The organism is Carboxylicivirga caseinilyticus, from assembly GCF_050589785.1.
In the GTDB taxonomy this organism is placed as follows: domain Bacteria; phylum Bacteroidota; class Bacteroidia; order Bacteroidales; family Marinilabiliaceae; genus Carboxylicivirga; species Carboxylicivirga caseinilyticus.
Window position 1 is genome coordinate 177,959 of the sequence record NZ_JBNGOX010000003.1, and the last position, 14,186, is coordinate 192,144.

The following is a 14,186-nucleotide window of genomic DNA, read 5'->3' on the forward strand; positions in this document are numbered from 1 at the left end:
TTAATCTTTCTTGGCATTGCAATTGTGTTACATGTAAGAGTAAAGTATTGTCCAGGCTATAACTGCTGATAAATGGGCAATTAAACTTTACTCTTCCTACTTAAATGTAGGATTTTTGGAAATGTGTCAAACAAAAATGTAAAACAGTAGCCTATGTCAATCGGAAATGCAATTAAATTTATTAAAACAGTTGATACAGACGATAGTTTTCGCAAGTCACTGTACCGTGTTAAGGGTGGTTGGGAAGGATTGAATAATTTTCTGCACCAGCGAGACCTGTTTTATTCACCTGATGAGTTTGAAGAGGCGTTTAATCACTTGCATACACAATGCCAGTTTGAAGAGCAGGCCGACAGATTATACAATGTTTTGAACCTATTAAAACTTGTATTGCAGGAGCAGTAAGCATTATTAATCTAAAAACAAATGGAAAATGACTAATGTAACATATCGTTCACTTACAGAAATTAAAGATTTAATTGAAGATTTGGGATTCGCCATCTCGTATCCGTACGATGATTTGATCTTTATCGACAGCAATGCATTTTTGGTTCAGTTCGATGATTCAAAGAAGTTTAGTTACTTCATTCATTTTAATAGTGAGTTAAAGGATGGAGCTAAAGAGAACCTTAAGCAACAATTGCTTGAGAGTAAGAAGGCCAAAAATCTTAAGATTGAATTTAAAGGAAGTTATACTATCAAACAGTCTTCTGAAGACGAACAGATAGATATTGTTTTTGGAAATTAAGTTGAGTAAAAATAATATGTGTAGGCCTCGGTTTTTCCGGGGCTTTTTTTGTGTTTACGTAATTGGATTGTATTTATATGGATCCTGAGCAATGGTTATAATTGATTGACAAAAATGTTTTTTGTATCTTTTAATAGATAAAGGCCGACGTACAGTGAACGGGGATATTTTGAACGACTAAATCAAATGTCATGAAAAAAAATCCATTTGTACTTGCCATATTTGTATTTGTAATTATTGTAGGTGCAGTTAATACCACTCTCAATGATTATTTTTTAGCTGGTTCACAACCCGGAGAATCAGGGAATTTTGAAAGTCCAAATCAATGCAACAACTGTCATGGAGGTTATGATCAGTTGGTTGAGCCGGTTTATAACTGGCGTGGGAGTATGATGGCACAGGCGGCCAGGGATCCTTTATATCTTGCAAGTTTGGTAATTGCAAACCAGGATGCTCCAGAGTCGGGTGATTTATGTATTCGCTGTCATGCCCCGGTTGGGTGGTTAAGCGACCGTTCGGAACCTACTGATGGTTCAGCATTAACCGATGGGGATATGGAAGGTGTGCAATGCGATCTGTGTCATAAGATAGTGAAGCCAACCCCATTAGGTGTTAATCCTTTTCCGGATGATGTCAATTATACTGATCAGACTTATGTGGCAGATCAGGATTACCTTTCAACTATAACAGATATTCCACCCCATGAAGGTAATGGTATGTATGCAGTACATTCCGGTGTAGATAAAAGAGGCCCATTTATAGATGCGACAGCTAAACATCAAATGGGATATTCACCCTTTCATTCTCAGGCAGCATTATGTGGTACCTGCCATGATGTTAGCAATCCGGTTTTTAACAGGAGCGAAGACGGTAGTTATGTGCCCAATCAGCTAAATCAATCTGTTTCTGACTTTTCGAAGTATACGATGTTTCCCAGTGAACGTACTTATAGTGAGTGGTTAATGAGTTCTTTTAATTCCCCGGAAGGAGTTTATTCCGAAGCATTTGGTGGCAATAAGGCTAATGTTTCTACTTGTCAGGATTGCCATATGCAGGATGTATCTGGTTACGGAGCCAATAAAAGTGGAACTCCATATCGTAATAATTTGCCATTACATGATTTTACAGGAGGAAATACCGTTGTTTCAAAAATGGTAGCCCAGTTATATCCTGATAAAATAGACCCATTAGCTTTGACTGCAGGGGAAATAAGAACCAACTACATGCTAAATAATGCTGCATTGCTTCAATTGGAACTTATTAATGAAGAGGATGCAATAAAGGCAGAGGTGATGGTGATTAATCAATCAGGTCATAAATTACCTTCAGGCTATCCCGAAGGAAGGCGAATGTGGATTCAACTTCAGGCTTTCAATGCATTGGGGGCGTTAGTATACGAATCGGGTGCTTATGACAATACAACCGGGGTTTTAACTAAGGAAAATACAAAGATTTATGAAATTAAGTTAGGAATGAGTGAAGATGTGGCAACACTGGCCAGTGAAGATGGAATAAAAGAATATCAAGCGGGGGAATCTTTTCATTTTGTTTTAAATGATATGGTAGTGAAAGATAACAGAATGCCACCCATGGGATTTACCAATGCCAACTTTGAAGCCATTCAGATTCCTGTTGTGGATTACGAATACGATGATGGCCAGTTCTGGGACGAGACTGAATATATTTTGCCGCTTGAAACAGATCGTGTGAATGTAAAACTGATGTATCAAACCATCTCAAAGGAATATGCTGATTTTTTAAGGGATGAGAATACTTCTAACAATGCAGGTCAGGTATTTTATGATCTTTATGTCGAGAATGGAATGTCAGCACCTGTAACAATGGTCGAGGAAGATATGTATGTTGATAATTCAACGCAGACAGATAATTGTACTTTTGATGATGTAACATTAAGTATATATCCAAATCCAACCAGAGGCCAGATACAACTAAAATTGAACCTCCAGAAAGAAGAAAAAATTGATGTAAGAATATATAACATGTCGGGCCGCTATATAAGAACTTTAATAAACAGACAAATGTCGCCGGGTCAATATGTTGAAGATTTTTATTTGTCGGATCTTAACAAAGGAATGTATTTGATTCGTTTACAGGAAGGGCAGAAAGAACTCTCACAGAAGATAATTATTAGATAAAGTTGGGATAAAGATCCTTTCACAGGGCATCAGATTTATCGGGTGCTCTTTTTTGTGAATTACATTAAACAGACTGATTGGTCTACCCGTATTTTTCCTGTTTTAATGTAAAAAATAACCGTTTCCACCTTAACTAATGATTAGGATTGAAAATAAATATTAGTTTTGACTTCAATTAAAAATACCCTTCGTTTAATAAAATCCAGATCTAATCAAATTGATTTTTTAACGAGAGTCTTGAAGTAAATGCTGTATCAATGAAATGTAAAAAAATCAAGATTGGCCTTTATGGGTTAATTGCGTCTTTTTTGTTTTTATACTCGTGTGAACGAGATGAAGTGAATCTGAATGAAAATGAAACCAATGAGCAACAAGTTGATGCCTCTGTAATGGTTCAGGGAATTGTTCGGATAAAACTGCAAAGAACAACCTCAAAATCAATGAATGTTTCCTTGAAGTCGGGTAAGGTAAAAACTGACATTAGTAATATGGATACATTGTTTAATTCCATTGGTGTAACTTCTTTCAAACGTACCTTTCCTTATGCAGGTAAATTCGAAGCCAGAACGGTTGCCAGTGGATTGGATCTTTGGTACGATGTAAAATACGATACAACACAAGTTAAGTTGGCCAGTGTATTGAACAGGTTTACGAATTTAAGTGAAGTTTCCATTTCAGAAGGTGTGCCAACCGTCAAATCAACAGGTTATAAATTTAAGTCACTTCAGAAAGTTGTTGAAAAAGCAGCGGTTCTAAAATCATCTGCAGCAACTTATCCTTTTGATGATTATTTTCTTGGATTACAATGGCATTACGATAATGATGGTAGTCTGGATGATGCAATTGCAGGTTGTGATATTAATCTGTTCGATGCATGGAAAATTCAGACAGGAACCTCAGATGTTATTGTGGCTGTTGTAGATGGAGGAATAGATGTTTCTCATGAGGATCTAGTAGATAACATTTGGATTAATGAAAATGAAAGCGAAAATGATCTGGATGATGATGGAAATGGATATGCTGATGATTTACATGGATATAATTTCGTAAGTAATACAGGAACCATTGCTGCTCACGAGCATGGAACACATGTTGCCGGTACGATAGGAGCTGTAAATAATAATGGTATCGGGGTTTGTGGAATAGCCGGTGGAGATGGTACAACACCCGGAGTTCGTTTGATGTCGTGCCAGGTTTTTGAAAGCGATGAAAACGGTGATGATATAAGTGCTGATAATTTTGCTGCAGCCATTAAATATGGGGCAGATAATGGTGCCATCATTTCGCAAAATAGTTGGGGTTATGATGGGATAACAACCATTCCTACACACATGAAGGATGCCATTGACTATTTTATTGAGTATGCAGGTGTGGATGAGAATGGAATTCAGGTAGGACCAATGAAAGGTGGTGTTGTGATTTTTGCTGCAGGAAATGAAGCTTCCACAGTTGGTATACCTGCAAGTTATGAGCCTGTTGTGGCGGTTGCAGCTATTGCACCTGACTATAAAGCTGCCTATTATACTAATTATGGCACTTGGGTGGATATTTCAGCCCCTGGAGGTACTTATGATGATAATGGAAGATATCAGGAAGCTAATTATATGATAGCAAGTACTTACCCTGATAACAGTTATGTTTGGAGTATGGGAACGTCAATGGCTTGTCCTCATGTTTCAGGTGTTGCAGCTTTAATTGCCTCAGAGTATGGAGGTGAAGGCTTTACTCCAACCAATCTTAAAAAGAGGTTGTTGAAAGGTGCTGTTGATCTTGATTCATACAATGCGGATTATGTTGGACAATTAGGTGCAGGCTTAATAAATGCTGCAGCTGCTTTAAAATCTGAAACGCCACCTGAAAATAATCAGGCACCTGTAATAAGTTCAGAAAGTGGATCTGCATTTACACAAAAAGCTCACGAAACTAAACAGTTTAAATTTACTATTGATGATCCCGAAGGACATGATGTAAGCTGGAATTTAAATGATGAATCCGGATATGCTGTTGCTTCCGGCAACGATACAGAAGCCCTTATTACAATTGTTGGATTAACAACTCCTGCTGGTACTTATTCAGCAACTATTACAGCTCTGGATGAATGGGGAGCTTCTTCAACTTTCGATTTTTCATATACTGTTGAGGAGAATCATGCGCCTGAAGTAATTAAACAGTTTGGGGATACTTATCTAGGAGATCCCGGAGATAGATATACGTATTATTTAACTGAATTCTTTAGTGATGAAGATGGTGAGACTCTTTCGTATACCTTATCCTATGATGAGTCTATGATGTCGGCCAGTGTTAGTTACGGTGCATTAACAATTGAACCGGATTCATACGGATTATCAACCTTTACAATAAATGCTTCAGATGCATTAGGAGAAACTGTTTCATTAACGTTTCAATTGATGATAAGGGATGATTCAAATGAGATTGATCTTTATCCAACGCCTGTGGTTGATAAATTAAATATCCGAATGGGTGAATCTGTCGATGGAAATGTAAATGTGGAGATATATAATAGTAATGGTGTATTGAAAGATACCAAAAATGCTGCTATTTCTACTTTCTCACCGGCTCAGATTGATATGAGTAGCCTTATAAGTGGCACATATACCTTAAAGATAAAATACGACACTCAAACCTTTGAAAGAAATATTGTGAAGTTATGATAAGATCAATAATAGTAGCAGCATTGCTAACCCTTTTTATCAGTACAATTAATGGGCAGTCAGGATCGTTTGTATCAGTACCTGTCGATGCCAGAAGTGTGGCTTTAGGTAATACGTATATTACTTCTTCACACTCCAATGGTATTTATACCAATATGGCAGCGTATGCTTTGGAAGATAATAAACTGGATGTTGGATACACCTATCGACCATGGTTGAATGATTTGTATGATGGTTATTCGTTAAATAGTTTTACTGCAGCCTATTCATCTGGATTTAAGCATTATTTTTCTGTTGGTTATAAGAAATTTACAATGCCTTCTTTCCCTGTAACTGATGCCAATGGCAATATTGATGGTGAGTATTCTCCGTTTGAGTCTTCAATAGGAATAGGTTATGCTTATAAAATAAATGAAGTAACTGCTTTTTCGGTAACTCTGAATTATTTGAATAGTGATTTGTATGAAAGTTATTCAGTCAATGCTTATTATGCTGATTTAGGTTTTAAAAGTAAATATAAGCAGTTGAATTATGGAGTTATGATTCGTAATATAGGTTCAAAATTAAGTTTTTCGCAAGGTGAGAGCAATCTGCCGTTGACTTTTGCTGCCGGTGTTGGGTATGAAAGGAATTTATCTGAAAATCATTCTCTTGCAGGTCAGTTAGATGCTGCTTATTTAAGTGGAAACGAAAATGAAAAAGGGCAAACTCTTGGACTTGGTGTTGAATATAGTTTCAAGACACTGATTAATTTAAGAGCCGGATATCATAATAGTAATGAAGATGTTGGATTGAGTTTTTACAGTGTTGGTTGTGGCGCTCGATTAGGAGGATTTCATCTTGATTTCGCCTATCTGTTAGGGGATAATGCTCTGAATAATAACTATTGTTTTTCAATTTCCTGGAAAATGTAAAGAACTAAATTATAAATGATTATAAAGGACATGATTCTGCTAAAAAATCATGTCCTTTTTTTTATTTTATTTGGTAGATAATCTAACAGGTTCGGCTTCTGAGATTAACTTCGGATACATCTCTCTTACGGCATCCTTCTCTTCTTTCTTCAGCTTTTGATATTCTTTACCAAATTTGTTTTTAGCCAGATCATTACGTAACTCATTAAAAGCTCTTAATATTTCATTTTGAACAGTCAGATAGGTTTGATATTGAGTATCGTTGGCTGTTTGCAGCGAAATAACTCCTTTGCTAACTTCACTTGGTCCAAAGAATGCAATTGTTTTAGTTTCTTTTTCCGATAATTTCGGATCATTCTCATGGTTGAGGATGAATTTTTTGGTGGCTTCAGTTAATTGCGAAATATCCATTAATTGTTTTTCAACCATTAACTGATTATCGGCATTTACCAAAACTTCAAATACATTTCGGTCGTTTTTGGCCTGATTGGTAGGATCAGGCTCTTCCTGATAGGGTGGAAGTAATGTTCCAATTCCTGTGTCGGTATCCATGGTTGTAGCTACCAGGAAGAAGATTAATAACAAAAACGCTATGTCAGCCATTGACCCAGCGTTTACTTCTTGTGTTTCTCTTGTTTTCATAATGGTATCATTAATTATTGTTTGTAATTAATGACCCTGCAAATGAATTTGCGATTACACAATTGTAATATACAAAAAATATTCTTTTATGATAAGAATAGTCAGGTTAGTTTTGTGTGAAATAAAAAAGAGACTCATTCAAACGAAAGAGTCTCCGGGCATATTCAACTTAATTCTTTATAGTATAACAAGTTCATTTACTTCAGCAGCCTGAAGCATAAAATTATGTAACTCATAATTTTTAATAAAGGGGGTAAGCTTTTCACTTCCCGGACCAAACATGGCCAATTCAACAAAATCGGCAGAGTGATTCATGCCCGACCAGCCAACAGATGTATAATTTTTCTGTATCTGTGCTAAAGGTTCGAAAGGAAGGTTATAAGCATTATATAATCCTTCTTCATGCGAATCATATGCTTTTAGAAGTTGTCTGGCTTCATCTTCAGAAATCACAATGTTTTGGGCATGTTGAATTCGTTCAATCACATGCGATGGTTTATCGTTTTTAGTGATGCCAAATAAAACCCAGTCGTTGGTGTGTTTTACATTAAACAAAGTTTCAAATTTAGCATCCACCTTATCACTTTTAATAAGCCCCGGATTGGCATTCCCATGGTCAGACGTAATGATTACCAAAGTGTCGTCACGTCCTTCAGCAAATTTGATAGCTTCAGCAACTGCATTATCAAAGTCAATTTGCTCATAAATCAAGCCAGTTGTATCGTTTGCATGAGCTGCCCAGTCAACCTTACCACCTTCAACCTGTAAAACAAATCCTTCAGGTTGATCGCCCATAAGTTCGATAGCTTTTCGGGTCATCTCAGCTAATGTAGGTATCTTTGCCTTTAGTTCAGCATCATTCTCCAAATCCAGGCTGTATGGCAAACCATCTTCATGAAAAACACCTATAACTGGTTTTCCTTTAGTAGCTTTAGCCATTTGTTGCTTGTTTCTAATCACTTGAAAACCGGCATTTTCAAAATCGCCAAATATATCTTTTTTATCTTCCCGTTTACTGCCATCGAAATACTCAGTTCCTCCACCCATCATAACATCAAATTGAAGCTCCAGGTATTTAGAGGCAATTTTATCCTGCATGTTTCTGTGTTTGAAATTAACAGAAAACCCTGCAGGGGTAGCGTGAGTAATGGGAACGGTTGTAACACATCCAACCGCCTTACCGGCATCTTTAAATTTCTGCAGAATAGGTTTATTAAACGATCCGTCGGGATTAACATTTAATGTGCTGTTATTTACTCTTCGTCCACTTCCCCAGGCCGATGAACCTGCTGCTGAATCGGTAACCAGCGAATTAGCGGAAGCTGTATCTACAAAGGCTTTGGTGACTCTGTTGTTGCGATATAAATCAATCCATGTACTGCCTCTTCCTTCTTTTTTCTGTAGAAGCAGATCAGCCATATTTAATGTCCCCGAACTCATACCATCACTCACCATAAAAATGATGTTACGGGCTTTTTTTGAAACAGTATTTTTACAACTCGAAAGTATTGTAGGCGTTGCCAGTGCTCCGGTTAACGCTGCTAGTAATCCGGTATTAATAAAATCTCTTCTTTTCATTTTTTTCTTTTGAAAGGGTGAAAATAGAAAAATCGATCTAACTATACTTTAAAGAATGATTAAGAATTTAAAAATAATTGTAATCAGACAATTAGTTGGTTGATTCATTATTAAGTATGATATTTACCTTAATTAATCTGGGTATCTGCAAAATCAGAATTAATAAAACTTATCATTTTCATTTATCCTTGTATATAACCTTAATACCCTAAATCCATGAGACTCACAAAAATCAAACTTAATTTTATTATCGACATTGTTATGTTCATCGTTATGATGATGGTGGTAGGTGTCGGTTTTTTAATGGAATATATGCTTATTCCAGGTTCACAACGACATGAAGTTTACGGTAGAAATGTAGAGTTGTATTTTTGGGGTTTCGATCGACATCAATGGGGTGATGTACACCTTATTTTGGGTTTGATACTTGTATTTTTACTGATCCTTCACATTGTTTTTCACTGGAAATTAATTGTAGCTATTTACAAAAGAATGTTTGAGGGTAGAATTTTAAGAGTCTTACTAACGATAGCCATTATAATTATTACTGTTCTGCTTGTAATTGCTCCTCTTTTTCTTAAACCTCAGGTTGTGGAAGGTAGCAGTAGTCATGGGCGTGAAGATAGGAATGAATTAAGACGTAATGATCATTCAATAAATGAAGGAACTACATTTCATACATCCGAACACGAAGATTACTCCGTTGAGATTTATGGTTCAATGTCACTTCAGGAAGTTGCAGATAAGTACGTTATCCCTGTTGAAGACCTGGCATCGGCAATTGATGTGCCAGTAACAATGAGTGGAGAACGTTTGGGCAGGTTAAAGAAAGATTATGGCTTTGATATGAATGATTTAAGAGACTTTGTTGAAGAGAAAATAGCAAAAAAATAAGTTTATTGACTTTGTAGAAATACATTCATTTTATATCTATAACGTAAAGTTTTGCATTCAGTCAAAAAAACTTAATAACTAGTGAATTATATTGTAATTATACTTTCCATATCGTATTTGTTTTCGTAATTTATATATTAGGGAAATCAATCATCTAACTGGATCAGACAAATGAGCGATTTTTTTGATATTGTACTTGAAAACGATATGGATTTGTCTGTGGATTATCCACATTGCCTTGCTCAGCTTATTTTCGAGGATCAGGAGCAAAGAAATGAGAATGCGGATATCATACTGAGTCATATTGGTAATTACTACAAAGAGATTAACCTGCCAAAGTTTCGGCATATACTTTTTGAATTATATAAGCATATCAAAGATAAAGGTTTATCTGCTGGAGATACCGTGCTTTTAGCCAGTATAGCCGGGAATAATGAATTGTATATCGCTTTACTGTTTGCTGCTCTTACTTCCTATGGAATAAGGGTTTTGTTGCCTATGTTCGTTGAGGTTAGTGATGTAAAGGACTGGATTCAACAAACCAATTGTAAGGGTATTGTATTACCGGAATCAGAAATAGACGGACTACCTCAACATGACAACGAAAAAAAGCAGGTAAAAAGTTTAAAGGGTATTGCCAATGAACTCGGATTATTATTTTTAGATATCAACAAGGATCTGAAGTTGAACAAGCTGATTGATGAAGAACCTGGTGATTCTGATTTTACCTGTAGTCCAATCTATGATGAAATCAAAGAAAAGACATCGCTAAAAACAGAGGCTTTATTAATTACAACTTCTGGTTCGTCTGGTAAATCGAAACTGATCCATTATAACCAGCAAGGATTCATCTTTAACTGCTTAAGTTGGCAACAAGCTGGTTTTTATAATCACAATGTTATGGGTGGCAGGTGTTTTACGCCAATGTTCAACCACACCATGGGCATTCGTTCATTTTTTAATGCAATATGGACTGGAAATCCGATCTGTATCATTAATACAGAATGGTTTGTTGAAAAGCCTGAAATTGTAAGGTATTTTCTTTTACAGATGAAACCGGAACATATTACCGGAGGTCCTTCAGTATATAAACTTTTTCTGGAGTTGATGCGATTCTTTCCCGAGTTAAAGGAAGTATTGTCGAAATCATTTAAAACTTTAATATCCAGTGGTGCAAGGATTGATGAAAATACAATTCAGGAAATTGAATCTGCATTTGGTATAAAAATGCACAATGCTCTTGGTACAACTGAAACACAGCAAGTACTAAATACTTTGTTACTAAAGAATGATAGTCTTAAGGATCGTGAGTCATTGGGTGCTCCCCTGCCTGGTGTAAAACTGGGACTTAAGAAGATGGAAGGATCGAAAGATGAATATGAGCTTTTTCTGAAGTCAAAATTTGGGATGAGTTGTATTAGTGATGATGCTTTTGATGATTCTGTTGCACCTGTTGGCTACTTCGAAACCGGTGACGTAGTAAGTTTAAAAGCTGACAACCTGATTTATTATGAGGGAAGAAAAAAATCTGATTTTATTAAAGATGGTTTTGGCGTTAAGATTCCGGTTAAGATATTATACAGGTATTATCAACCACTTGAATCGATATGTAAACATATTGAGTTTTTTCCTATCAAAGGAATTACCGGATTAGCTGCCTTACTTTTTATAGACGATAATAATTTAAACAGAGGCAAGGTAGTTGAGAAAAAAATAATTGATGAGTTTTCGGCTCGAATTACAGAATTGAATAACCGGCTTAGCAGCACATTGGAGCCTTTCGAATTTCGACATCGGACAATTATTCGGTTTGTATTGATTAATGATATTGTTCCGGCAACGGTAAAGGGAAATGTTTCGAGGTTTTTGCTACGCAAGCATTACGCAAAGGAGATTAGTAGTCTAACCGAGATATTTACAAACGGAGAAATAATAAACTACGTTAAAAATAAAAAAGAGCAGGTTACCTCGTTTTCCTATTATCATAATCCAAGGATGGGAGAGATGCTTAAGGCATTAGGTATGGATTATACTTATCACAGGGCAAAGAAGGATTCGTTGTTTACGATGAGAAATGATGAGGAAGTGGAGATTCTTGATTTTACAGGGGGCTTTGGAACCAATTTGCTTGGTCACAACAATTCACAATTAAAAGAGACCTTAGCGGACTTTATTAGTCATGATCAAATACCTTTATCTGATCAGGGAAGTATTCAAAGGCCCATTGGTGAATTGGCCCGAAAACTAAATGATATTGTTGGGAAATCTACCGGTAAAGTGTTTAATGTTTTATTTGGATCAACAGGTTCGGAAGCCGTTGAGATGGCCTTGCATCATGCTTATTTGGAATGGATTAATCAATTGGATAAACTAAAGGAGAATCAGTACCGACAATTTGGAGCGGAAGCGGGCTCCTTACTTTCCGAAATTTGGGATGATAATTATACGATTATAAAAGAAACCAAACCATCCTTTATATCTTTAAAAGAAGGTTTTCATGGTCATACACTTGGTTCGCGCAATTTCTTAGGTAATAATAAAAAGAGACAAAAATTTTCGCCTATTTTAGGTTTCAATACAATCTTTATTGACGATCAAGCTGAAAATTGGAAAGAAAGATTGGAAGATGCAATAAGCAACAATTCCATTCAACTTAAACGAATAGTATATCGTAATAAGGAACTGATTGTCGAAAAGTTTGCTTTTGACTCTGTGGTTGGTGCTATTGCAGAGCCTGTTGTCGGTGAAGGCGGTATCCGTTGTGTGGATAATAAGGTATTACAACAACTTTCAGAATATTCATTTCCCCTGATTATTGATGAGATACAATGTGGCTTGGGGCGCTCGGGTTCATTTCTGGCGTCCGAAGGTATCAAGGGCGATTATTATCTTTTTGCAAAAGCGCTCGGAGGCAATTATCAGAAGATTTCAGCTGTTTTGATTGATAAGCAACATTATTATGAGAAGTTTACTGATTATTATAGTTCAACTTTTGCTAATTCGGGTTTGGCTGCTTCATTGGCTATTGCCACTCTTGATATAATCGAAAAAGACCAGTTAGCTGATAAATGTGCTGAAAAGGGAGCTTTCATCCGAATTGAATTGGATAAACTTAGGCATAGATATCCCGAAATCATTCAAAAAATAGAAGGAAAAGGATTAATGCAGGGTATCTGGTTTTGCGATTTCTCAAAGCATAGCAATTTTCTTTTACGATGTTTTTACAATGAAAAAGATTTAGGTTTACTCTTATCATCCTATCTGTTAAACAGGTTTAATATTCGTGTTCTGCCTTCTTTATCAGCACCCAATGTTATAAGGGTTGAGCCATCTGCCTATATTACCCATGAAGAGGTTTTAAAACTGGTTGAGGCTTTTGGTCATTTGTGTCAAGATATTCGTGACAATAACACTTATAGTCTGGTAAAGTCATTGATGAGTGATGATCCATTTTCTGACAACAAAGGAATGGCAGTTTCTGATTTTTTAAATACTGATTTGGAAGAACCTACCGAAGGAGCTGAAAAGGTTGCTATGATTGCTCATTTTGTGCATCCCACACTTGAACTCCGTAATCTGGGTGAGGAGTATTGCAAGGCTTCTGATACAGGTTTATGGCTTTTGTTTAATAAACTTCAGGTTTTAATGCAGATGAAACCGGTCGTGTTGTTTTCAAAAAACATTCTCAAAGACAAGATTCATTTTAGTCTAATATTATTACCCGTTGATTCAGCCATTCTTGAAAAGTATTACCGTCAGAATAAACAGAGTGAGATCATTAGACATGTTCAGAAATGTGTTGATCTGGCTGTGTCGTTAGGCATTAAAACCATTAGTCTGGGAGCATACACCTCAATCATAAGTAATAACGGATTGTCCTTGGTGAATTCTAATGATATTAAGATTATTACCGGAAACACTCTTACGGCAGCCTGCGGAATTACGCGAATCGTTGAAACTATTCAGAATCTGAATTTGAATGAGGGAATCAGGTGTGCCATAATTGGTGCAGCCGGTAATATTGGATCTATTATTACCGAGAGCCTGCTTGGAGAAAATATTAATTGGGAAGAGATCATATTGCTAGGCAGAAATCAAAACAAGTTGAATCATTTATTGGGTGATCTTAAAACTGAGTTAAATGATAATGCCTATAAAGTAAGACTCGGATTAGGGATGGAAGAATTGAAAAACTGCAATCTGATTATAACAGCTTCCAACACCAATGATCCTTTGGTTTATCCACATCATGTAAGTACCAGCGAAAAGATTGTAATTTGTGATGTTTCAGTTCCTTCTGCAATTTCTGAAGATGTGCAGAAAATGGAAAATGTTACCTATCTTTCTTTTGGTTCAAGAATTACATTACCCGGAGAAAAGGATTTTTTTATGGGCTCTAAAACAGCCAAAGGTACCATCTATTGCTGCGGTGCTGAAGCTATACTTAATGGTCTGGAACCTATTTATTCATCATTAACAGGCAAAATAAGCAGAGAAGGAGTGGAAGAAGTGACACGGTTAGCCCGCAAGTATCATTTCTTGGACAAGATAGAGGATGCCGAAACATTTAAAACAACGTAAT

The 14,186-nt window shown here is 36.2% G+C and carries 9 protein-coding genes; 7 read left to right on the plus strand and 2 right to left on the minus strand.

What is annotated here, in order from left to right; all coding sequences use genetic code 11:
- Positions 1–153: 153 nt before the first annotated feature.
- The 5 genes from ACRD62_RS02630 to ACRD62_RS02650 all read left to right on the plus strand — a co-directional run bounded on the left by ACRD62_RS02630 (position 154) and on the right by ACRD62_RS02650 (position 6,490).
- Positions 154–405, plus strand: a complete 252-nt coding sequence (locus ACRD62_RS02630; protein ID WP_430818564.1) for a hypothetical protein — start codon at positions 154–156, stop codon at positions 403–405.
- A gap of 28 nt (positions 406–433) precedes the next feature.
- Positions 434–748: a hypothetical protein gene (locus ACRD62_RS02635; RefSeq protein WP_321411760.1), complete on the plus strand. Its 315-nt coding sequence runs from the start codon at positions 434–436 to the stop codon at positions 746–748.
- A gap of 191 nt (positions 749–939) precedes the next feature.
- Positions 940–2,904 carry a T9SS type A sorting domain-containing protein gene (locus ACRD62_RS02640; protein WP_430818565.1) on the plus strand — a complete coding sequence of 655 codons (1,965 nt, stop codon included), beginning with the start codon at positions 940–942 and terminating at the stop codon, positions 2,902–2,904.
- A gap of 257 nt (positions 2,905–3,161) precedes the next feature.
- Positions 3,162–5,576: a S8 family peptidase gene (locus ACRD62_RS02645; RefSeq protein WP_430818566.1), complete on the plus strand. Its 2,415-nt coding sequence runs from the start codon at positions 3,162–3,164 to the stop codon at positions 5,574–5,576.
- Positions 5,573–6,490, plus strand: a complete 918-nt coding sequence (locus ACRD62_RS02650; RefSeq protein ID WP_430818567.1) for a PorV/PorQ family protein — start codon at positions 5,573–5,575, stop codon at positions 6,488–6,490. Before ACRD62_RS02645 ends, ACRD62_RS02650 begins: the two co-directional genes overlap by 4 nt.
- Positions 6,491–6,556: 66 nt before the next feature.
- On the opposite strand, the gene ACRD62_RS02655 is transcribed toward ACRD62_RS02650, so the two are convergent.
- Together ACRD62_RS02655 and ACRD62_RS02660 are read right to left on the minus strand one after the other, a co-directional pair.
- The gene (locus ACRD62_RS02655) at positions 6,557–7,132 is read right to left on the minus strand and encodes an ExbD/TolR family protein (protein WP_430818568.1); all 576 of its coding nucleotides are present in this window, start codon (positions 7,130–7,132) and stop codon (positions 6,557–6,559) included.
- 177 nt (positions 7,133–7,309) lie between these two features.
- On the minus strand, positions 7,310–8,710 hold the full coding sequence (locus ACRD62_RS02660; protein ID WP_430818569.1) for an alkaline phosphatase: 1,401 nt from the start codon (positions 8,708–8,710) through the stop codon (positions 7,310–7,312).
- 216 nt (positions 8,711–8,926) lie between these two features.
- Between ACRD62_RS02660 and ACRD62_RS02665 the strand changes: the two genes are divergently transcribed.
- Both ACRD62_RS02665 and ACRD62_RS02670 read left to right on the plus strand, forming a co-directional pair.
- Positions 8,927–9,604, plus strand: coding sequence for a DUF4405 domain-containing protein (locus ACRD62_RS02665; protein ID WP_430818570.1), 678 nt, complete (start codon positions 8,927–8,929; stop codon positions 9,602–9,604).
- A gap of 171 nt (positions 9,605–9,775) precedes the next feature.
- Positions 9,776–14,185 (plus strand): aminotransferase class III-fold pyridoxal phosphate-dependent enzyme, encoded by a 4,410-nt coding sequence (locus ACRD62_RS02670; protein ID WP_430818571.1) that lies wholly within the window; start codon positions 9,776–9,778, stop codon positions 14,183–14,185.
- Position 14,186: the final 1 nt, after the last annotated feature.